Source organism: Leminorella grimontii ATCC 33999 = DSM 5078 (assembly GCF_000439085.1).
GTDB classification, from domain to species: domain Bacteria; phylum Pseudomonadota; class Gammaproteobacteria; order Enterobacterales; family Enterobacteriaceae; genus Leminorella; species Leminorella grimontii.
Map to the genome: position 1 here is coordinate 428,942 of NZ_AUUA01000003.1, position 21,123 is coordinate 450,064.

Sequence of the window (21,123 nt, forward strand, 5' to 3'; positions counted from 1 at the left end):
GAAAACGCCGTGCCCATTAACCTACTCATCGTTGACGCTTTAAACCTGATACGCCGCATTCACGCCGTTCAGGGCTCCCCCTGCGTCCCCGCCTGCGTTCGCGCTCTTGAACAGCTCATTCAACACGCAAACCCTACGCACGCGGTCGCCGTTTTCGACGATGAGGAAAGAAAGCAGAGCTGGCGGCACCGGCTTTATCCAAACTATAAGTCGGGCAGAGTCGCCATGCCGGAGTCGCTCAGTCAGGAATTAAAGCAAATTGAAGAAGCGTTTACTCAAAGCGGTGTAGCCTGTTGGCGTTCAGAAGGAGATGAGGCGGACGACGTCGTCGCTACGCTGGCCTATCGCATAAGCCAGCAGGGCCATCAGGTCACCATTGTGTCTACGGATAAGGGCTATTGCCAACTGCTGGCGCCGACGTTGCGCATACGCGACTACTTTCAAAAGCGCTGGCTGGACGTCCCCTTTATAGAACAGGAATTCGGCGTTATCCCCGCTCAGCTCGTGGATTTTTGGGGACTTACCGGCATCAGCAGCAGTAAAATTCCGGGCGTGATGGGCATCGGCCCTAAGGCCGCAGCGGCTATCCTCAATCAGTTCGGCACGCTTGAAGAAGCCTATCGACGGATAGAAGAGGTGCCGCAAAAGTGGCGAAACAAGCTGGTGGAACAAAAAGAGCAGGCGTTTCTCTGCCGAGAACTGGCCGCCCTAAAGCGGGACGTTCCGCTTCGGGGCAACCTGCAGGATCTGCGCTTTAGCGGCGCTCGCGTTCGTCGCGACGGCCAGGAATAGCGCTCCAAATTCGGCGAACGTGCACCGTCACCTCTTCCCTGTCGTGATAAAGCTGCTTGGCCTGAATTTGAGCATTAATGCCATTCTCCTTCAGGCGTTTGTCTATCTCCTCCAGACAGTGGCTCACTTCTTCATAGCGCTTTTTCATCGGCAGCTTCAGGTTGAAAATAGCCTCGCGACACCAGCCGTTAATCAGCCAGTCGGCCATCAGCATCGCAATCCGCCAAGGCTTCTCTACCATGTCGCACACCACCCAGTAGTTGGTCGTCGCATGCGTCGGCGTAAAGCGAAAGCCGTCTTCACGACGGTGGGTCACCTGCCCGGTATCCATCAGGCTTTGCGCCATCGTACCGTTATCGACCGCTTCCACCATCATGCTGCGCTGCACCAGCTGATAGGTCCAGCCGCCCGGACATGCGCCCAGATCTACCGCGCGCATGCCGCTGGCCAAGCGCTCCTCCCACTCGTCTGCGGGGATAAATACGTGAAACGCCTCTTCCAGCTTAAGGGTTGAACGGCTGGGCGCGTCGGCCGGAAACCTCAGCCGGGGAATGCCCATAAAGAACGGAGAATTATTATTGCTGTAGGAATAGCCCACATAGCAGCAGCCGCTGGCGATAAAAAAGACGTGAACGACGGGGCGATGATGGTTCTCCCGATTCAACAGCACGCCGTCCGCCCGCATCCGCTGGCGCAGCGGTACCGTCAGCTTACGACAGAACTTGAGCAGCTCTTTGCCCTCGTTCGTATCGGGAGCCTCAACCCGAAGCTCGCCCGCTTTCTCTATCGCCCCCTGAATCATGCCAACAATGGGCGTCACACGGTCATCCACCGGCAGGTCTTTAAGCAGGTCGCCGACCACCAGCATTTGCCGGGCGAAAATCAGGGAGTTGAAGGGCAATTCTCGAATCAAACGCTCCGCATCATCATGCTGGTAGCATTCGAAAATGACATAGCCGCAGTTGTCCTTAACGCGGGGAAATCCATAAATTTCAAGGCGGGTTGCGCGCTCGACAATCTCAGCCGCGCACTCTTTTTCAAAACCGGGGCGGCAGTATAAAGCAACTTTATTCACGAGGCATCCCTCCTAAAACGGCAGGCGCCTACCAGCAGCAGCGCCCAGCCGATGAGAAAACAAAAACCGCCCAGCGGCGTCACGTAGGGCCAGATTTTTGTCGTGGTCAACGCCAGCCAATAGAGGCTACCGCTAAATAAAACGATGCCGAGCGCCATAAACGCCGCGCTGCGATAGAGCCATACGCACTCTTTTATCCCTTGCGCTATCCCCAAAGCTAAAATCGCCAGCGTGTGGATAGCCTGATATTCAAGGCCGGTCTTAAGCCAGGCCATCTGCTTGACGTCCAGGATCTTACTCAGGCCGTGTGCGCCAAACGCTCCCAGAGAAACAAAAATAAAACCGCTGACGGCGGCAAAAATCAGAATCCAGCGCCCTTTCATAAGCCTGTGCCCTTCTTGATAAAAAATTCGTGAGATTCTACCGATAAACGGCAGCATAAATCACCCTATTGCGCCAAATTTAGCAGGTTGGCAGGTTTATTCGGCGTAGCTTAGATGGACGCTTTTCTGCTCGTCGGCGGCTACCGCCAGGATCCACTCTCGAAAAGACGCGATCTTTCCCAAATCAACCTGGCTTTCATGGCATACCAAATAAAACGCGTTCTTACTGGCCAGCACCTGATTAAACGGGCAAACCAAGCGACCGGATTCAATTTCCGCCTGCGCCAGCATGTTGTTGACCAGCGCAACGCCCTGCCCGTGCACGGCGGCCTGCACCACCATCGCCGTATGGCTGAAAATCGGCCCTTGCTGAACATTGATGTTTGATATGCCAAGCTGGCGAATATAAGCCTGCCAGTCGCGCCTTGAGGCGTCGTGCAGCAGCGTATGGTGAACCAGCATATCGGGCGACGTCAGCCGGTTTTCTCCCATCATCAGCGAAGGCGCGCAAACCGGGATAAGGTATTCCGCATACAGCGGCTCAACGTGCAGGCCGCTCCAGTTCCCTCGGCCGTAAAAAATGGCGACGTCCACATCGTCAGACATTTTCCACTCGTCGCGATCGACGGCCTGAACCCGCACGTCGATCCCCGGATAGCGGCTGTGAAAACCGTTCAGGCGGGGCACCAGCCACTGAATGGCGAAGCTGGTCGGCAGGCTCACTGTCAACGCGCCTTTCGCGCTGCGCGCCTGCAGTTTTCGGGTCGCGTCGTTTAGCGCCGCAAAAATTTCTTTTATATCTAAATAGTAACTTTGCCCGGCTTCCGTCAGCAAAAGCGAGCGGTTGCGGCGGCGAAAAAGTTTCAGTCCGAGAAAGTCTTCCAGCGACTTTATTTGGTGGCTAACCGCGGCCTGAGTAACAAAGAGCTCCTCTGCAGCCTTAGTAAAGCTTAGGTTTCTTGCCGCAGAGTCGAACACGCGCAGCGCGTTAAGAGGTGGTAATCGTTTCATAGTATCAGCGTTGTTTTTCGCCCCCGATCCGCGCAATCGGAAGAGGGGCTTCACCCGGCGGTATATACATTAGTTTTTCTAATGCGATGCATTATAAATTGTCCGTTGTAGATGCGCCAGCAAATACCTATAGTGTGCCCACTTCCTGAGCCGGAACGAAAGTGCGTTTTTAAGCGAAAGCGCATTTTGGCTTTGTGGTTGTGATGTTGTGTTTGCTAATTTGCCTGGCGAGTGTCGGGCGCGGTCGTTAGCTTCCTATCTCATAGGATTAACGATTATTTCTGAACATTTACCCTATTTGTCACATAGTGTTTATGTAGCACCGCCAAGGCGGTGCTTTTTTTTGCCTTTTTATCCAAACGCCCTACGCCGCGATGGCGCAAGGCGTGAAGCGGATCAGTACGGCTTTTTCACGTACTCTTTGACTTCGCTTTGGGGAACCTGCTTTTCGCCGTCGAATCGAGTTTCGTAAGTTACCATCCCCGTGCTTTCGTCTAAAGAAGGCTTGCCGACGGTGATCACTTTAGTGCCGTCCTGCATCGTCAGCTCATAGTGGCTGGAACAACCGGCAACGCCCAACAGCATCAACAGGGCGGCGCAGGAAAAAACAAAACGCTTCATAAACTCTTCCTTTCGGTTAAACGGGTCGTAGGCCGCTAGGGCCAACTGTCTTCTTAATTATATACGCGGTATATCTTTTTTGTCCGAGCCTCATCATTGTACACGCAGGCAAGACACTGCCTAACTATCTTCTGAAAAACGCCCAACTGCAAACAAATTAGGTAGCAATGTGTGCTGCGCTCTTCCCCTTCACAGAGTACAATTCCCTCACTTTCACTTATTACGTTCTGGCCTGCGGGCATTATAGATAGACGCCATGACACCGTTTGACCCCGTACAGTTTCGCCAACAGTTTCCCGCACTGAGGGAAAACACCTGCTATCTCGACAGCGCGGCGACGGCTCTTAAGCCCGACGCCGTTATCAACGCGCAGGACGACTACTATCGCCACAACGGCGCAACGGTGCATCGAAGCGCCCACCCTGCCGCACGTAGAGCGACAGCGCTGTATGAAGAGGCCCGCGCCCGCATGGCGGCGTTTATCGGTTCTACAAAGGCAGAGAGCATCGTTTGGACAAAGGGCGCCACCGAATCCATCAACCTGGTAGCTCAAGGCTATGCGCGTCCTCGCCTTGGCGCCGGTGATGAAATCATCGTTACCGAGGCTGAACACCACGCTAACCTGATCCCGTGGCTAATGGTCGCGTCCCAAACCGGCGCTCGAGTGGTAAAACTGCCGCTGGACGAACGCTATCAGCCCGATCTTACGCGCCTGCCTGAACTGTTAAACCAACGCACTCGCATTTTGGCCATCAGCCAGATGTCCAACGTGACCGGCGGCTGTCCCGATTTGAAAAGGGCTATCTCTCTGGCCCACGCCAACAGTACCGTAGTGGTGGTTGACGGCGCACAGGGCGTTGTGCACGAGCGGCCCGACGTACATTCTCTGGGCATCGACTTCTACGCGTTCTCCGCCCACAAGCTCTACGGCCCTACCGGCATCGGCGTATTGTATGGCAAAGAAGCGCTGCTGGCGGAGATGGATCCTTGGCAGGGCGGCGGGAAAATGCTGAGCCACGCCGACTTCAGCGGATTTATTCCTCAGGGCATTCCCGAAAGGTTTGAAGCCGGGACGCCTAACGTCGCCGGCGTTATCGGCACCGGCGCCGCGCTGGCCTGGCTTGCTGAGCAGAATATGGCAGAGGCCGAGCGCTATGCCGGCTCGCTTGCTCAATCGGCTTTTGCAAAACTGGCTTCTATTCCCGGCTTTATTAGCTACAGCGTGCCGGGCAGCAGCCTGCTGTCATTCAATATTGCAGGCTTCCACCATGCCGATTTGGCTACACTGTTGTCGGAACAGGGCGTCGCGGTGCGCGCCGGGCAGCACTGCGCGCAGCCGCTTTTGGACGCCATCGGCGTGAACGGTGCGGTTCGCGCGTCGTTCGCCCCCTATAACAGCCCTCAAGACGTAGAGCGCCTTTATCAGGCTCTGCGCTATGCGATTGAAATTTTGGAGTAAGTCATGCCGTCATCACACCCGTTCGGTAGCGAAATCGACGCCGAGGCGCTGCGCGCGCTGTTTGACGCCTGCTCGTCGTGGGAAGAGCGCTACCGTCAGCTTATCCTGTTAGCCAAAAAGCTGCCGCCGCTGCCCGAATCGCTAAAGCAGCAGCATCTTGAACTTAAGGGCTGTGAAAACAGGGTTTGGCTGGGCCATCGGCTCAATGAAAACGGCATGCTGCACTTCTATGGCGACAGCGACGGGCGCATCGTGAAGGGCATTCTGGCCGTTTTACTTGTACAGATAGAGGGAAAGACGCCGCGGCAAATTCTGGCGCTGGACCTGATGCGACTGTTTCACGAGCTTGGATTATATGGCCAACTCAGCGCATCGCGTTCACAGGGGCTGGACGCGCTGGTTGGCGCCATTAAGAACGCGGCGCAGAGCTACGTTTAGCCGTAATTTTAGCCTTTTAACCGCTCTGCTTTTGCCATCATCTTCTTTAACGCATGAGAAACGGCGATAAAGCCAAACGACGCCGTCACCATAGTCACTGCGCCAAAGCCGGAAGCGCAGTCCATACGCTTGGGCCCTTCGGCACTGGATTTAGCGGCGCAAACGCTGCCGTCCGCCTGCGGGTAGACCAGCTGTTCGGTTGAAAACACGCAGTCAATGCCGAGCTTCCCCTTGCCGTTTTTCACTACGCCAAAGTCGCTCTTAAGGCGCTCGCGCAGCTTGGCCGCCAGCGGATCCTGAATCGTCTTGGCCAAATCGGCCACCTGGATTTGCGTCGGATCGATTTGCCCGCCCGCGCCGCCGGTCGTCACCACGGGGATCTTATAGCGCCGGCAGTAAGACAGCAGCGCCGCCTTGGGGCGCACGCTGTCGATGGCGTCAATCACGTAGTCATAGCCAGCACCCAGGTGCTCCGCAACGTTATCGACGGTAATGAAATCATCAATATAGGCTACTTTGCATTCCGGATTGATCTGACGGATCCGCTCGGCCATCACTTCCCCTTTCGGCTGACCGACCGTCGCGCTCATCGCGTGGATCTGCCGGTTGACGTTCGTTACGCACACGTCGTCCATATCAATCAGCGTAATTTGGCCAATACCGCTTCGCGCCAGCGCTTCAGCAGCCCAGGAACCTACGCCCCCGATGCCTATCACACACACGTGAGCACGAGAGAAAAGCGCCAGCGCGCTCTCGCCGTACAGGCGAGCAATTCCGCTAAAGCGTTGAAAATAGGCGTCGGAATAGGCGGTGGACATAGCAACCTCGTTCATCGATAGCAAAACCGTTATTTATCCGCCGGTGAGACTAATGCGCCCGCGTCCTTCGGCGAACTCAGCACCCATACCCGACCGTAGTGGTTATAGAATCCAGCCCAGTGCCCGGCCTCATCGCCAATGCCCTGATAAATATCGAAGTGGTGGCCTTTAATCGCACCGCCGACGTCCAGCGCCACCATCAGACGCATTTCATATTGCCCGGTAAACTTGCCCTGATTGTCCAACAGGGGAACTTCGGCCAGGATCGTACTTCCCGCGGGGACTAGCGTCTTGTCCGACGCAACCGAGGCCTTGGCTATCAGCGGCACGGCGCTGGCGCCCTTCACCGGCGCGGAGTGTCTTGGCTTAAAGAAAACGAAGGAAGGGTTCTGTTCTAACAGTTCGCGCACTTGCGCTTCGCTGTGCTGCTCCGTCCAGCGTTTGATGGCCTGCATCGACATCTCTTCGCGAGGCACTTCGTTTCGGTCGATAAGCACCTTGCCTATGCTGTGGTAGGCGCGGCCGTTTTTACCCGCATAGGCGAAAAACACCAGCGGCGTGCCGTCGCCAAAGTCGACGTAGGCGCTGCCCTGAACTTCCATCATAAAGTTATCGACAAGGGAATTGCTGTAGGCCAGCTCAAGGCCCAGCCCGTCCAGCGCGCCGTTATAGATGGCCTTGCGATCGGGCAGGCGGCGCATCTTCTTGCTCTTTTTCGGCATGGCGTAAAGCGGATATTTAAACTCGCCCTGCTTGGTGCGCCGCGCGTGAATAACCGGCGTGTAATAGCCGGTGAACTGGACGTTGCCGTAGTTATCGACGCCCTCCATCTGATAGGCGTCGAGGCTGAACTGGGCCAGCTGCTGCCCCTCTGCGCCGGCCACCATCCACTGGAAAATAGCTTGATAGGTATCGCGATTTCGTTCATACAGCGAAGGGGAAGACTGGCTTATTTCATAAACCTGCTGGGCAAAATCTTTGCCGTTGACCGGCTTGTTCTTGGCGTTAGGGTTATTCACCAGCTCAAAAGGGTGCGTTAACTTTCCGTCTTTGTACTGCTGCCCTCTGTCGGTTGGCCGAGACTCACAGCCCGCCAGCAGGGCAATAATTACGCCACCAAGGAGATACTTAACCCAACGTCCATTCATTTTACCGCTCACCTTATTCACCGCCGAATCGGCGATTCAAACCGCTATAAAGCGCACAGTATAAAGGAAGCGCGGGATAAAATCAGCGCCGGAGCGCGCGCGGTAAAAAATGGCGAAAAGTTAATCGTTAGTAAAAAATAAATGCCCTTTTCTGCTACGAGAAAGAAAAATAACTTGCAACCTGAGTCACAGAGAGTATTATGCGCCTCCTACGGACGCGGGGTGGAGCAGCCCGGTAGCTCGTCGGGCTCATAACCCGAAGGTCGTCAGTTCAAATCTGGCCCCCGCAACCAATTCCGTAGCAGTAAGCGATCGCAAGTACGTCGGACGCGGGGTGGAGCAGCCCGGTAGCTCGTCGGGCTCATAACCCGAAGGTCGTCAGTTCAAATCTGGCCCCCGCAACCAATTCCCATTTATTTATTTCTTCTGTCCTTTTCTTCCGCTCAGCTATGCTTAACGTTACCTTTCACTAACGTCGAGTTCCTTTATGCACATGTCACCCTTCTCTTTTTCCACCGTTGACTGGAAGCTCATTGAAAAAACCGAGCATCCGGGAATAACCGGTAAAGCCTATTGGCAAACCCAAACCTTCGGCGAGGAAGGAAGCCTCATTCGTGTTCGCATGGTGGAATATACGCCGGGCTATCTGGCCGACCACTGGTGTAAAAAGGGCCACGTCCTGCTGTGCCTTGACGGCGAGTTGAAAACCGAACTTGAAGACGGAACAGTTGTTACGCTCACGCCGGGGACAAGCTATCAGGTAGGGGATAACGCCGAGGCGCATCGTTCCCGCACAGAGACAGGGGCACGCCTGTTTATCGTAGACTGAACGTGGACTTGGCCTAGTATTTAATCGATGCGAAGTAGGTTTTAATACCCGCCAGAATAGACTCGGCCAGCTGCTGCTGAAAGCTGGCCGTTCGCAGCTTCCGCTCCTCTTCCAGATTGGAAATAAATGCGGTTTCAATCAGGATTGAGGGAATATCCGGCGCTTTAAGCACCGCGAAGCCCGCCTGCTCGACCTTATTTTTATGCAGTTTGTTAATCCTGCCCATCCTGCCCAGGATCTCTTTACCGAAGGTCAGGCTGCTGCTGATGGTAGCCGTCTGGACCAGATCGAAAATCGTATGGTCGAGATAGCGATCTCCGCTTTTGCTTACCCCGCCGATCTGGTCGGCTTCGTTTTGCGTTTGCGCCAAATACTTCGCCGCGCTGCTGGTCGCCCCTTTCGTTGAAAGCGCAAAGACGGAAGAGCCTCGGGCCGAACGGTTGGTAAACGCATCGGCGTGAATGGAGATAAACAGATCCGCCCTCTGGGCGCGCGCCTTCGCAACCCGCACCTTAAGCGGGATAAAGACGTCTTCGTTGCGGGTCATATAGACCTTTATGCCCTTCTCTTTTTGAAGCAGCGTTCGAAGGCGGCGGGCAATTTGCAGCACCACGTCTTTTTCACGCGTTCCGCGCTTGCCGATGGCGCCAGGGTCTTCGCCGCCGTGGCCCGGATCCAGCATCACGACCAGCGGCCTGTCCTTACCCACTTTCCCGACCTGAGGGGCCTGAGCCGGCGTGTCTTTCTCCAGCGCCCCCTGGTTATATTCTTTAAGCAGAGCGAGCAGCGGATCGTCAGGCTCTGAAGAGCCGCCGTTGGCGGGATAAAGATCGACCACCAGGCGGTTTTTAAACTCGGCGATCGGCTTAAGGGTGAACAGATTAGGATTAATATTTTGCTTAAGTTCAAGCACCAGCCGCACGGTTTTAGTATCAAACTGCCCGACGCGCACCAGCTTTAAGTAGGGATCGCTCTGCTGTACCTGCGAGGAAACGCCCTTCAATACGCTGTTAAGCTGTACGTCTTCAATATCAATAACCAGGCGGTTAGGGTTAGACAGCGAGAACTGCTTATACTTTAGGGGAACGTTCGACTCCAGCGTAATACGGGTATAGGTCGACGAAGGCCATACCCGAACGGCGACAACGGTAGATAACGAGGCCGCTATGCCTACGCCGCTGACACTCAACAACCACGTCGCTGCGGCTCCTTGCAATAAACGGCGGCGTAAATAATTGGGCTCAGAGCTGGACATGATTCTCCGTAAATAAAGCTGTGCGATACTGTGCAATGATAAGAACGAATAAAACTGGCGTAAAACTCTACCGAAGAGCGGCTTCGCTGTCACGCATCAGTTGCGTGTTATAGGGCCTTTTGCACGCTTACTACACCAAACGCGCCGATAATTAGCACGTATCGTTCAAGCTGGCTCAGTCCGCATCCCGTCATTACCTCGCCGTTGAAATATATCAAAACCGCATAATGGTAAATATTCCGCTTGCCTTGTCGCGCCAAATGGAATAAAAATACATAAAAATCGAATTATTATGCAAGAGGCCCTATCATGAAGGAACGCAGCACTGAATTGGTCGAAGGCTTTCGGCACTCGGTTCCTTATATCAACACCCACCGGGGAAAAACCTTTGTCATCATGCTGGGCGGCGAAGCTATCGAGCATGAGAACTTCTGTAATATCATTAACGACATCGGCCTGCTCCACAGCCTGGGTATCCGCTTGGTGGTGGTCTACGGCGCACGCCCTCAAATCGACGCCAGCCTGGCCCTGCATAATAAGCCTTCAATATATCATAAGCATACTCGCGTCACCGACGCCGAAGCGCTGGAACTGGTTAAGCAGGCGGCGGGAAGGTTACAGCTGGACATCACCGCCCGCCTGTCGATGAGCCTGAACAATACGCCGCTTCAGGGCGCGCATATCAACGTCGTCAGCGGCAACTTCGTTATATCCCAACCTTTGGGCGTAGACGACGGCATAGACTACTGCCACAGCGGCCGCATACGGCGCATTGACGAAGAGGCTATTCACCGTCAGTTAAACAACGACGCTATCGTCCTGCTTGGCCCGGTTGCAGTCTCCGTTACCGGCGAAAGCTTTAACCTGACGTCGGAAGAAATCGCTACTCAGCTGGCCATTAAGCTGAAAGCGGAGAAAATGATCGGCTTTTGTTCTTCTCAGGGCGTTGAAAACGAGAACGGCAAAATCATCCCCGAGCTGTTTCCTAACGACGCACAGGCCTGCCTCGAGCGCCGTGAAGCGCAGGGCGACTTTCAGTCCGGCACCGTCAGGTTTCTGCGCGGCGCGATTAAGGCCTGCCGCAGCGGCGTGCGCCGCTGCCACCTCATCAGCTATCAGGAAAACGGCGCGCTGGTGCAGGAGCTTTTCTCCCGCGACGGCATCGGTACTCAAATCGTAATGGAAAGCGCAGAACAGGTGCGCAGAGCGACGATCCACGACATCGGCGGCATTTTGGAGCTTATTAGGCCGCTGGAACAGCAGGGCATTCTGGTTCGCCGCTCCCGAGAGCAGCTTGAGATTGAGATAGACAAGTTCACTATTATCGAACGGGACAACATGACCATCGCCTGCGCGGCGCTTTACCCCTTTCAGGAAGAGCGGATCGGCGAAATGGCCTGTGTGGCGGTTCATCCCGAATATCGCAATTCGTTAAGGGGCGAAATCCTGCTGGAAAAAATCAGCGCCCAGGCGCGCCTGATGGGGCTTGAAAAGCTGTTTGTTCTGACAACCCACAGCATTCACTGGTTCCAGGAGCGGGGTTTCCAACCGGCGGACATCGACTCCCTGCCGATGAAAAAGCAGGCGCTGTACAACTACCAGCGACGCTCGAAGATTTTGGTGACGCCGCTTTAAGCGCTCGTTCTCCCTTTCTAATTTATTTCTCTCGCCGGGCTTCTGTCCGGCGGCGCTCTATTTCTTCACCTAGCGCGAATAGCCACACATTAAATGATAACAATATTCATTTACATTGATGAGCTAAACCAACTTCGATACACTGATAGCGTTCTATACTTACAATATTTTCAACAAATAAGCTCAACCGCATAAGGCCTATCGATGAAAAAAAATCTGCTGCTGCCAGCGTTCGCTCTGGCCCTTGGCATCCTGGCGGGTTGCGATCAGAAAACGCAAGAGACGCCACCAGAACCGACGCCTGCCCCAATTCCTACGCCGACGACCCCATCGCAGGAAACCCAGCCTCCGGCGCAAAGCGGGAAAGTCATTACTCACGAGCAGGGTTCCGTTCACGTTGCAAAAGCGCCGTCCCGCATTGCCGTATTCGACTTTGGCGCATTAGATACGATGAACGCGCTGAAGGTAGAAGGCATCGCTGCGCTGCCGAAGAAAAACCTGCCCGGCTATCTGGTGGAATACGCCAAAACGGACATCGTGAACGCCGGCGGCATGAAGCAGCCGGACCTTCAGGCGCTGGGAACGCTGAAGCCCGACCTTATCATCATCAGCGGCCGCCAAAGCAAGTCGTTTGAAGCGCTTAACGGCATCGCTCCAACCGTTAACCTCAGCCTTGACGCCAAGCACTATCTGGGCTCGATTAAGAAAAACGTGATGACGATCGGACAGATCTTCAACAAAGAGGCCGAAGCGGAAAACGGCCTGGCGGTGTTGGATAAAAAGATCGCCGACGTTCGAATTAAGGCTGAATCCGCCCATTTAAAAGCGATGGTGCTGGTTCACTACAACGGCAAGCTTTCTGCTTCTAACTCCAACGCTTACGCGGCCGTGGTCTACCAAATTGTCGGCCTGCAGCACGCCGATGAAGGGTTAACCGATGGGCGTCAGGCCGCGACGCCCGACTATATCGCCGAGAAAAATCCCGACGTAATTTTTGTCGTCGATCGCAACGAGGCCATAGGCGAAGGCAAGATGGATCGCGCGCTGCTGGAAGAAAATGAGCAAATCCGCCAAACCGGCGCGTTTCGCAAGGGCAAAATCGTCTATCTGCGCCCCGACCTCTGGTATCTCTCCGGCGGCGGGTTGGAAAGTCTGAGCTTGCAGTTGGATGAAGTCAGCCGCGCAATTCAGTAAACGCGCCACCTGGCTTCATAAAACAAAAAAGCCTCTGTTTACGCTCTACAGAGGCTTTTCTTTACGCTCAAGCCGCAGACGTTCCAGTATCCCCTTTCACCAACCTCTCCGCCAATCCGCTGCGCCTCTCGGTCGGCGTAGCGATAGCAGACATCAGCACCGGCTGTGCGGCAAACAGCGTCAGCCGTTTTCTGGCACGGGTGATGGCCGTATACACCAGCTCTCGGCTCAGTAGCGGCGTATACTGCTCGGGCAGGGCTAAAACCGTATGGTCAAACTCCGATCCCTGGGATTTATGCACCGTCATCACAAAGGCAGTTTCGCTCGACGGCAGTCGGCTGGGGGGAACGGACTTGATGGAACCGTCCGGCAGCTGAAAGTGAACCCGCAGTTCCCCTTCCTCGTTGTGAAAAGCAATGCCGATATCGCCGTTATAAAGCCCCAGCGACGCGTCGTTGCGATTAACCATGACCGGTCGACCCGAATACCAAAGCCCCGCAGCACCGGCAGGCCGGTTGATAAGCTTACGGCGCTGCAGCATCAGCTCAATGCGCTCGTTGAGCCCTTCCACGCCAAACGGCCCGCTGCGCAGCGCGCACAGGAGCCTGAAGCGGTTAAAGCGGGCCAGTATGTCACTCGCCTCTTTTTCCGGCTTCGCGATCGCCTCCAGATAGTCGCGATACCCCTCTATGCAAACCTCTAAAAGGCGCTGATAGTCTTCAACGTCGCAGGACGAACACCACTCAAGATCGCCATGGTCCTGCTTAAAGCAGGCCAATGCGCTTCGCCCATCGCCCTGGTTCACCGCCAGCGCCAGGCGGCCGATGCCGGAATCCTGGTCAAAGCGATAGCTTTTTCTCAGCAGGCAAAGGCCGTCTCTCACCGTTGTCGCCAAAGGAGAATCGCCCGGCGCGACGGCGTAGCCGGTCAGCTCGCTTAGCTGAGCGGCCCGTCGTACGCTGTAGCCGAGCTCGGCAAATCGACAAACGTCCCCCAGCACTGCGCCCGCCTCCACGGAGGCCAACTGGTCCCTGTCGCCCAGAAGAATAAGCCGGGCGTGGGAAGGCAATGCGTCCACCAGGCGCGCCATCATCGGCAAATCCACCATTGACGCCTCGTCAACGATAATGACGTCAAAATGAAGCGGATTCTGCGCATGGTAGCGCAGGCGCGTGCCGCTAAGCTGAATGCCCAAAAGGCGATGAAGCGTCGACGCTTCAGAAGGGATGCGCCCACGCTGCGCGTCAGTCAGCGGCAGCGTCCGACTGGCGGCGCCAAGCGACTCCGTCAGCCTGGCCGCCGCCTTCCCCGTAGGCGCAGCCAGCGCAATGCGCAGGGAGTGAGCGTCGTCAAGCATCAGCAGCGCCGCCAACAGGCGCGCTACCGTAGTGGTTTTCCCCGTTCCTGGCCCCCCTGAAATCACCGACACGCTGCGCGTCGCCGCGACGGCCGCAGCCACCTTTTGCCAGTTCACCTCTTGCGACGCGTTGGGGAAAAGTCCGTCAAGGGTTTGGCGCAGCGTTTTGACGTCAGCGCAGCCGTCGTATGCGCCGCGGCACAGCAGAAAGCCCGCCACTTTGCCTTCGTCGCGCCACATTCTTTGCAAATAGAGGCGATCGCCGTCCAGCACCAGCGGCGTTGCCTGCTCTCCGTCGCCCACGGCGGGAGAGTGCGAGAGGGATCGTAAAAAATCCTCGACCGTTGGGTTTCCCGCCTTGCTCCACAGGGCGTCGGCGAGATCGTCATGACGGCCGGAAAACAGCGACGCTTTGTTCATTGATGCCAACGGAAGGCAAACGTGGCCATCTCCCGCTTCCGCGCTAAGCTTAGCCACCAGCAAAGCCAACCGGGGATCGTCGTCTCCCGCCAACAGCCGCGCCAGCTGGACGTCCAGCGGCCTGAACAAACCGGCGTCAACCGCCTGAGCCAACAGCGTCCACATCAGACCGTAACCTCCCCAACGCGAAACAGTTCATCCATGCCTTCCACCAGCGCCGGTTCCGGACGACAGTAAAAAATCCCCTGCCCGGGCTTGCCCGGCTCAACGCCGCGCAGAAAAAGATAGAGCACGCCGCCAAAATGTTTCTGATAGTCATAGTCCGCTATGCGATGACGCAAATAGCGGTGGAGCGCCAGCGTATAAAGCTGATACTGCAGGTCGTAGCGGTGCTCGCACATCGCAGACGCCATCGCGTCTGTGGTATAGGCCTCGGCGCTCTCCCCCAGCCAGTTCGACTTATAGTCCAACAGGAAATAGCGCCCCTGCCAGCAGAACACCAGATCGATAAAGCCTTTCAGCATGCCCTCCACCTGATGGAACTCCAGCGGCGGGCAGGCGGCCGACAGCGGATCGTAGCGCTTGACCAGAGAGTCCAAACGATCGGCGACCAGCGGCGCGTCGATAGGTAAAAAGAACTGCAGCTCCACGCACCGCTCGCGGTCGGGAATGTCGCAAAGGCGCACGCCTTCTTCAGTCAGAGGAGCCTTCAGCACCGCATCGAGCCATTCTTGCAGCACTGGCGACCATTCGGCGTCCAACCCCTGTCGCTCTACCTGTTCCGCCAACCAAAGCGGCTCCGGCCCTTCGGTAAAGTCAAACGATTCAAACAGGCCGTGCAGGAAAGTGCCGGGAGCAGCCCCTTTGGGGAAGGTATGGGGCGTTTTAACGGGCAGGATCTCGACGCTCTTTTCGCCCGCGGCGTCAACGTCAAAGCGGGGCAACAGCTCGTAGTGGTGTCCGCCCCCCTGCTGCTGGAGGCCGGAATAGCTGGTCACCCGCCAGTCGTCACGGCGAGGAGAAGAGAATTTGCGCACGGCCAGCGGTTCGGATGAGGCACTGCCGGGCTGCCAGCGCGCTTCGCCGGCCTTATCTACGCTAAATAACCCGATGGCGTCGCCCCGAGCCAAGTCCCGCAGCGCCTCGCTCAGCGTCCGCGCATCGCCCGCCTCGCCTCTTTGCAGCAGATAACCCATCGCGCTGCGGTGCACGTCGCTGTTCCCCTTGCTGCGTCCGCGGGAATAAATCGGCGCAACGCCGACGCTGCAGTGAAAAATGGAGCGCGTCATCGCAACGTAAAGCAGGCGCAGGTCCTCCGCCAGCCGCTCTTCTTCTTCCAGCGCAAGCGAGTCTTCGCTTCGCTGCAGGTCGAGCACCGACGTAAAGGTTTGGCGATCGTGGTACAGCGCGTTCATCTGCTGACGGAAGCCGCAGATAAAGGGAAGCCATACCAAGGGGTACTCAAGCCCCTTTGACTTATGGATAGTCACTATCCTGACCAGACTGGCGTCGCTTTCCAGCCGAAGCTGCTGGCTGTCCGACCGATCGTTCGGCTTGGCGATTTGCTGCGTCAGCCAGCGCACCAGCGAGTGCTCACTTTCAAGCTTAAGGGAAGCTTCCTGCAGCAGCTCGCCGATGTGCATAACGTCCGTCAGCCGCCGCTCGCCGCCTAACGTCACCAGCAGGTTTTCCGCCAGCCTGCGGCGAGTCATAATCTCTCTCAGCATCGGCAGCACGCCGCGCTTTTGCCATACCCGCCGGTACTCGCTGAATTCGTCAATCAGCGCTTCCCATTCGCGCTCGTTCTGATTAACGGCGTCGATGTGTGCAGCATCCAGCCCCAACAGGCTGCTGGCCAGCGCAGCGCGCAGCGCCCTCTCCTGTTCCGGTGCCAGCACCGCCTGCAAGAGCCACAGCATGTCCTGAGCTTCCGGAACGCTGAATACGCTCTCCCGATTGGAGAGATAAACTGACGGGATGCCCAGCGCATTCAGGGCGTCTCGCATCAGCGACGCCTCTTTTCCGGTTCGCACCAGAACGGCGATGTCTGATGCGCTCACCGTCCTGCGTTGGTTAGCCGTCACTAACCAGGCGTCCTCGCGCTGGCCGGCAATAAGCCAATCCCTGATTTGCCCGGCGCAGCATTCCGCCATCGCCTGCTGATATTCCGGCTGGCCGCAGCCCTCGCTTTGCACCTGCCACAGCCCGAGCGCAGGCTGAACCTTTCCACCGATTTCAAACGCCGACGAACGGTTTTTCTCCGCCGCCTTTACGGGTAAAAAAGGAATTTGCTCAAAGACAAAGGGCGACGGCAGGCGCTCAAACAGGCGGTTGACGCTCTCAACCATCGCCTGCGACGAACGCCAGTTGGTGTCCATCGTATAGTGGTCGCTTACTTCGCTGCGAGCGCGCATGTAGGTAAAAATATCCGCGCCGCGAAATGCGTAAATGGCCTGCTTTGGGTCACCGATGAGCAGCAGGCCGGTGTCGTCGCGGCCGCCGTAGACCTTATGGAAAATGCGATACTGCTGCGGGTCGGTGTCCTGAAATTCGTCGATCATCGCCACCGGATAGCGGCGGCGGATCGTTGCCGCCAGTGCCTCAGCACCCTCACCGCGCAGGGCAAAGTCCAGACGGCTAAGCAAATCGTCAAACCCCATCTCCGCCCGCCGACGCTTTTCCTTCTGGACGGACAGGCGCACTTCGCTCAGCGCTCGCGCTAAAATCAGATCGCGCAGCGTCAGCGGCTCGGCGTAGATGAGGTCGATCTCGGTAAAAATAGCGTGGCGGGGAGCCTCGCCCTTTTTGGTTTTTTCATCCAGCGTCGACTGGCAAAAGCGCTTTAACGGGTCAGGAAGCCGATAGTCAACGGTCTCCTGGCCGGCCCACTCGGTGACGGCGGCCAGCCAGTTGGAAAGATAGCGGCTGCTGTAGCTGCGCTTGTCAACGCCGGAGGCGACAATCAGCGGCTCAAGCTCGTTTGCACACGCAAGCCAGCTGCGCTTAAGCGCGTCGATGCGCTCAACTATCTGCTGGTGGCGCTGCAAAATGTCGTCCTGGGTCGGCGGCTGGCGAAGCATCGGCGCTTCGCCGTGCAGATAGGGAGACATGTCAGCCAGCAGGCTGTCTGGCCCGTTCCACTCGGATACGATAGCCGACGCCACGGGCAAAGGCAGTGGATAGCAGTGGCGACGCCAGAAGTCCGCCACAGCCTGACGCCGCAGGGGCAGCTCATCCTCAATCAGAGTCTGCTCAAACAAAATACCTGACTCAAACGCGTTCTGGCTCAGCATGCGCTGGCAAAAGCCGTGAATGGTATAGATAGCGGCTTCATCCATCTGGCGCTCCGCCGCCAGCAGCCAGGCGGCCGCGGCGTCGGGATCGTCTATCCGCTCGAGCAGGCGGCCTATCGTCGGCTCTTCGCTCTCCCGCCGCAGGCAGGCAATGCGCAGGCGGTGAATATTTTCACGGATGCGGTTTCTCAGCTCTTCCGTCGCCGCTTCGGTAAACGTAACGACCAGAATTTCCTCTACCGACAGCGGGCGAGGATAGGCGGCCGCACCGCCTAACCCCAGCAGCAGACGCAGATAAAGTACCGCCAGCGTATAGGTTTTCCCCGTACCGGCGGACGCCTCAATCAAACGCTCGCCAAACAGCGGAAGCGTTAACGGCGCCAGCGCCTGCGGCAGCCCGTTAGCCATTACTTCTGGGCCCTAACCGGCAGCGTTTTTTGTAGCGAAGACGCGTTAGGATAGACCTGCCACCCTTCCGGCTTGGCGTAGGCCTCTTTCAGCTCGCTCTGCCCCATAATTTGGGAAAGGACGGAGAGCCCGTCGCGATCGATGACGGCCTGACTGTAGAAGGTTTGAATATCCGCCTTCGTCAGCGCCTTGACCTGCTCAACGATGCGAACACGCGTATCAAAGCGATCGTTGCCGCGGTTAAAGTCGTTCACGTACTGCCCCGCCTCTTCGTCCAGCGTCTGCGGGCGCTGAGTCAATTCGTTGACCAGCGCCTGCCGGTACTGAGCGAACTCGTCATCCGTTACGGCTGACAGCTTGTCTTTAGCCAGGCGGTAGAAATTCTCGTAGCGACCGTCCAGATAGGCCGGCGTCTGGTTGTTGCTTTGCAGCAGGAAGCCGATCCCCCACTGGCGCCCAACTGACATCGGGAAGGCGAAAACCGCGTACCCCAGCTGCTCTTCGGTTCTCAGCTGGTTGTAAAACCAGGGCTGAACGATTTGAGACAGCAGGTTGCTGCGCGCCATGCCCTGCACTTCATCATAGCCCTGAGGAATAAATACCGCCCCCAGCGCGGAGTCCGTACTGCTGCCGGCCTTCATCAGGTTAGCGGCCTGCTTCTTATCCACGACGACGTTTTGACCATACCACCAGCTTTGCCCTTTGCAGCCCAGCTGCTTGCTGACGCTCAATGCCAGCGCTTTAACCTGTTCCGGCGTCATGTTGCCGACCGCAAGCACTTCCGGCGTACCGCTTTCCAGCAGCCGGTTGCGGTACTGAACCACGTCGTTAACGGTGAGCCCGTCAATCAGAGCGCGGCGCTCATCACGTTCGGTGTAAGGTACGGAAGAGATGGCGCGCACGGGCTGTAGCGCCACTTCAAACGCTTTGCCCTTTTCTGCGGCGTCCAACTGCTGGCGATACCACGACTTGGCCTGCGCCAGCTGCTCCTCGGTCGGCGTAAAGCTCTGGTACTGCGTTAACAACGAGCTTATCAACTGCGGCATCCGCTGGGTAAAGCCGGAGGCAGAAAGCTGTAAGCCGTTGCCGCCGGAAGAAGAGAAGCTGATGCCCCCCACCGACGCCTGATAGTCAATCTGCGCCAGCGCCTGCCCAGCCAGATAGTCAGTCAGTGAAAAAAGCACCTGATCCCGTGCAGAGTCCTGCGCCTTGGCGTTGCGCAGCGCCAGATTCACATAGGCCTTCGGCTCGTCGGCGAAATAACGGCTGGGCATCGCCCACGCCCTGACGGACGGCTCGTTCAGCACCAGAGAAGGGATGGCGTCTTTCGGCGCCGCCTTGGTGACCAAAGAAAAATCGTCCGGAATATAAGGGTTCAGCGTCGGCAAGCGCAGCGGAAGATTTTTCTCATCGGCAGCCCACGTTGAGATTTGCTTGGGCGTAATGCTCTCCACCTTATAGGGAGCATTCACAAAATAGGCCATTTTGTCGTGGGGCTCGTCCGGGCTGATAAACCAGATGCGGGCCGCCTGCGGCGTCATTTCGTCAAGCCTTGCCTCAATGGCTTTGGGATCGTAGCGATCGGCCAGATAGTCGGAATTCAGCACGTTTTCAATGGGAATGTTCAACATGGTGTCGGACAGCCATTCGACGTAGTCCATATCGCGAGAAATGGACGGATAGCGGAAGTCCAGCGCCAGAACGTGGGCAATCTCATCAAAGTAGTCTTTGCGAACGCCCTCTTTACGAATGAGCTTCAGGTAGTCGAACACGGCGGCGATAACCCGATCCCGCTGTGCCAGTCCCTTTTCCGTTAGGGAGATGCCAATGCTGAACACGCCGCCGTTGCGGTCAATCACCGGGTTAGCTCCCGCGCCGATGCTGTCGGCCAGCCCCTGCTTGCGCAGCCAGTCCGACAGCGTATTTTCGCTGCGGTTGCCAATCAGATAGCCAATATAGGTATCGGTCTTGCTGCGAAACTGGGAAACATTGTTATCAATACGAAACTCAATGCGCAGCTGCCTGGTCGGCTGGGCCGGCACGTAGTGGATAATCAATCCCTTCTCTTTTTCCGTCACGACGGGAACGGTGATAGGAGGCACCGTCGCCTGACGGTTAGCAATGCGCCCGAAGGTCTCCGACGCAAGCTTGGCCAGCGAGTCCAGCGACTGATTGCCGTACAGCACGCCGACCATCAGGTTGGCGGAATAGTAGCGATGGTAGAAAGCCTTCAGCTCGTCGTGCAGCTTGCTGTTGGGCTTATCCTTCAGCGTTTCGAGGTTGCCCCCGGAAAAGCGCGAGCTTGGGTGAGCGGGGTTGAGCGTTTCAGACCCCACTTCCGCCATGCGCATGCCGTCCCGCGAGCGGGCCATGGTCATTTCCGCGTTAACGGCGTTACGTTCGCGATCGGCATAAACCGGGTCCAGCAGCGGCTCGGCGATAGCGTCGGCCAGCCTGTCGACGGCGGGCGCCAGCGCGTCGTTTTCCACCTCAAGATAGAACGCGGTGCGATAAGACGCGGTGCTGGCGTTATGGCTGCCGCCGTGCTTTTTCAGAAACTCAGAAATGCTGTCGGGCTCCGGATAGCGCTTGGAGCCCATCAGCACCATATGCTCCAGATAGTGGGCCAGGCCGAGCTGGCTGTTGGGGTCTTCCAACGAGCCGACGGGCAGCGCCAGCGCCGCCAGCGACTTGCTGGCCAGGCTGTCAGACACCAGTAAAACGGTCATGCCGTTATCGAGCTTAATCGCCTGATAGGCCCGCGTGTCCCTTTCGCTTTTTTGGATTTTCTCAGGCATTGGCTGCCAGCCCTCGGCCGCCTGCGCCGTTGACGCAAGGCCGAACAACAGCAGCAGCGCGCCGGTAATAGAGACATAGAGCTTACGCATGACGTTTCCTTCTTGTTAATTCATTCCCCGAGGCGTTGAGCGGGTCAGGCTCTGCGCCGGAGGTCACTGATATTCTTCTTGTTGGACATCGGCGTTTCT

Annotated in this window: 16 protein-coding genes and 2 tRNA genes; 8 read left to right on the top strand and 10 right to left on the bottom strand. The window is 56.9% G+C overall.

Features of this window, described 5'->3' with window-relative positions:
- The first annotated feature begins 9 nt into the window (after positions 1 to 9).
- The gene (xni, locus tag G544_RS0108890) at positions 10 to 792 is read left to right on the top strand and encodes a flap endonuclease Xni (protein WP_027274276.1); all 783 of its coding nucleotides are present in this window, start codon (positions 10 to 12) and stop codon (positions 790 to 792) included.
- On the opposite strand, the gene rlmM is transcribed toward xni, so the two are convergent.
- The 4 genes from rlmM to G544_RS0108910 form a co-directional block, all read right to left on the bottom strand.
- Positions 755 to 1,867, bottom strand: coding sequence for a 23S rRNA (cytidine(2498)-2'-O)-methyltransferase RlmM (gene rlmM / locus G544_RS0108895; protein WP_027274277.1), 1,113 nt, complete (start codon positions 1,865 to 1,867; stop codon positions 755 to 757). The two genes, xni and rlmM, sit on opposite strands and share 38 nt — an antisense overlap.
- Entirely contained in the window at positions 1,864 to 2,250 is a 387-nt protein-coding gene (locus G544_RS0108900) for a DUF423 domain-containing protein (protein WP_027274278.1), read from the bottom strand. The genes rlmM and G544_RS0108900 overlap by 4 nt, the downstream gene beginning before the upstream one ends.
- 96 nt (positions 2,251 to 2,346) lie before the next feature.
- Positions 2,347 to 3,261: a transcriptional regulator GcvA gene (locus G544_RS0108905; RefSeq protein WP_027274279.1), complete on the bottom strand. Its 915-nt coding sequence runs from the start codon at positions 3,259 to 3,261 to the stop codon at positions 2,347 to 2,349.
- A 396-nt stretch (positions 3,262 to 3,657) separates the two neighbouring features.
- Positions 3,658 to 3,882, bottom strand: coding sequence for a YgdI/YgdR family lipoprotein (locus G544_RS0108910; protein ID WP_027274280.1), 225 nt, complete (start codon positions 3,880 to 3,882; stop codon positions 3,658 to 3,660).
- 256 nt (positions 3,883 to 4,138) lie between these two features.
- Here G544_RS0108910 and csdA point away from each other — a divergent pair, with 256 nt between their 5' ends.
- Both csdA and csdE read left to right on the top strand, forming a co-directional pair.
- A complete protein-coding gene (gene csdA, locus G544_RS0108915) occupies positions 4,139 to 5,341 on the top strand; it encodes a cysteine desulfurase CsdA (RefSeq protein WP_027274281.1) in 1,203 nt (400 codons plus the stop codon).
- Positions 5,342 to 5,344: 3 nt separating this feature from the next.
- Positions 5,345 to 5,779, top strand: a complete 435-nt coding sequence (gene csdE, locus G544_RS0108920) for a cysteine desulfurase sulfur acceptor subunit CsdE (protein ID WP_027274282.1) — start codon at positions 5,345 to 5,347, stop codon at positions 5,777 to 5,779.
- Between the two features lie 8 nt (positions 5,780 to 5,787).
- Here the strand turns inward: csdE and tcdA are convergent, their stop codons facing one another.
- Positions 5,788 to 6,597 (bottom strand): tRNA cyclic N6-threonylcarbamoyladenosine(37) synthase TcdA, encoded by an 810-nt coding sequence (tcdA, locus tag G544_RS0108925; RefSeq protein WP_027274283.1) that lies wholly within the window; start codon positions 6,595 to 6,597, stop codon positions 5,788 to 5,790.
- A 29-nt stretch (positions 6,598 to 6,626) separates the two neighbouring features.
- Positions 6,627 to 7,745, bottom strand: coding sequence for a murein transglycosylase A (gene mltA / locus G544_RS0108930; protein WP_027274284.1), 1,119 nt, complete (start codon positions 7,743 to 7,745; stop codon positions 6,627 to 6,629).
- Between the two features lie 216 nt (positions 7,746 to 7,961).
- Between mltA and G544_RS0108935 the strand changes: the two genes are divergently transcribed.
- From G544_RS0108935 to G544_RS0108945, 3 genes are all read left to right on the top strand, one after another.
- Positions 7,962 to 8,038 (top strand) — tRNA-Met (locus tag G544_RS0108935).
- 35 nt (positions 8,039 to 8,073) lie between these two features.
- Positions 8,074 to 8,150, top strand: a tRNA-Met gene (locus G544_RS0108940).
- Between the two features lie 82 nt (positions 8,151 to 8,232).
- Positions 8,233 to 8,574 carry a DHCW motif cupin fold protein gene (locus G544_RS0108945; protein ID WP_027274285.1) on the top strand — a complete coding sequence of 114 codons (342 nt, stop codon included), beginning with the start codon at positions 8,233 to 8,235 and terminating at the stop codon, positions 8,572 to 8,574.
- Between the two features lie 13 nt (positions 8,575 to 8,587).
- Here the strand turns inward: G544_RS0108945 and amiC are convergent, their stop codons facing one another.
- Positions 8,588 to 9,829, bottom strand: a complete 1,242-nt coding sequence (gene amiC, locus G544_RS0108950) for an N-acetylmuramoyl-L-alanine amidase AmiC (RefSeq protein ID WP_027274286.1) — start codon at positions 9,827 to 9,829, stop codon at positions 8,588 to 8,590.
- Positions 9,830 to 10,135: 306 nt separating this feature from the next.
- On the opposite strand from amiC, the gene argA reads away from it, so the two are divergent.
- Both argA and G544_RS0108960 read left to right on the top strand, forming a co-directional pair.
- Positions 10,136 to 11,464: an amino-acid N-acetyltransferase gene (gene argA / locus G544_RS0108955; RefSeq protein WP_027274287.1), complete on the top strand. Its 1,329-nt coding sequence runs from the start codon at positions 10,136 to 10,138 to the stop codon at positions 11,462 to 11,464.
- Between the two features lie 204 nt (positions 11,465 to 11,668).
- Complete coding sequence (locus tag G544_RS0108960) at positions 11,669 to 12,658, top strand: siderophore ABC transporter substrate-binding protein (protein WP_027274288.1); 990 nt, start codon at positions 11,669 to 11,671, stop codon at positions 12,656 to 12,658.
- Between the two features lie 67 nt (positions 12,659 to 12,725).
- Here the strand turns inward: G544_RS0108960 and recD are convergent, their stop codons facing one another.
- Genes recD through ptrA form a run of 3 tightly spaced genes read right to left on the bottom strand, consistent with a single transcriptional unit; the run spans position 12,726 to position 21,024 of the window.
- Entirely contained in the window at positions 12,726 to 14,600 is a 1,875-nt protein-coding gene (gene recD / locus G544_RS0108965; protein ID WP_027274289.1) for an exodeoxyribonuclease V subunit alpha, read from the bottom strand.
- A complete protein-coding gene (recB, locus tag G544_RS0108970; RefSeq protein WP_027274290.1) occupies positions 14,600 to 18,136 on the bottom strand; it encodes an exodeoxyribonuclease V subunit beta in 3,537 nt (1,178 codons plus the stop codon). The genes recD and recB overlap by 1 nt, the downstream gene beginning before the upstream one ends.
- Entirely contained in the window at positions 18,136 to 21,024 is a 2,889-nt protein-coding gene (ptrA, locus tag G544_RS0108975; protein WP_027274291.1) for a pitrilysin, read from the bottom strand. Before ptrA ends, recB begins: the two co-directional genes overlap by 1 nt.
- Between the last annotated feature and the right edge of the window lie 99 nt (positions 21,025 to 21,123).

Coding starts and splice junctions, on each gene's coding strand:
- G544_RS0108900 (WP_027274278.1), bottom strand. CDS start 2,250: ATGAAAGGGCGCTGGATTCTGATTTTTGCCGCCGTCAGCGGTTTTATT.
- G544_RS0108905 (WP_027274279.1), bottom strand. CDS start 3,261: ATGAAACGATTACCACCTCTTAACGCGCTGCGCGTGTTCGACTCTGCG.
- G544_RS0108910 (WP_027274280.1), bottom strand. CDS start 3,882: ATGAAGCGTTTTGTTTTTTCCTGCGCCGCCCTGTTGATGCTGTTGGGC.
- csdA (WP_027274281.1), top strand. CDS start 4,139: ATGACACCGTTTGACCCCGTACAGTTTCGCCAACAGTTTCCCGCACTG.
- csdE (WP_027274282.1), top strand. CDS start 5,345: ATGCCGTCATCACACCCGTTCGGTAGCGAAATCGACGCCGAGGCGCTG.
- tcdA (WP_027274283.1), bottom strand. CDS start 6,597: ATGTCCACCGCCTATTCCGACGCCTATTTTCAACGCTTTAGCGGAATT.
- mltA (WP_027274284.1), bottom strand. CDS start 7,745: ATGAATGGACGTTGGGTTAAGTATCTCCTTGGTGGCGTAATTATTGCC.
- G544_RS0108945 (WP_027274285.1), top strand. CDS start 8,233: ATGCACATGTCACCCTTCTCTTTTTCCACCGTTGACTGGAAGCTCATT.
- amiC (WP_027274286.1), bottom strand. CDS start 9,829: ATGTCCAGCTCTGAGCCCAATTATTTACGCCGCCGTTTATTGCAAGGA.
- G544_RS0108960 (WP_027274288.1), top strand. CDS start 11,669: ATGAAAAAAAATCTGCTGCTGCCAGCGTTCGCTCTGGCCCTTGGCATC.
- recD (WP_027274289.1), bottom strand. CDS start 14,600: ATGTGGACGCTGTTGGCTCAGGCGGTTGACGCCGGTTTGTTCAGGCCG.
- recB (WP_027274290.1), bottom strand. CDS start 18,136: ATGGCTAACGGGCTGCCGCAGGCGCTGGCGCCGTTAACGCTTCCGCTG.
- ptrA (WP_027274291.1), bottom strand. CDS start 21,024: ATGCGTAAGCTCTATGTCTCTATTACCGGCGCGCTGCTGCTGTTGTTC.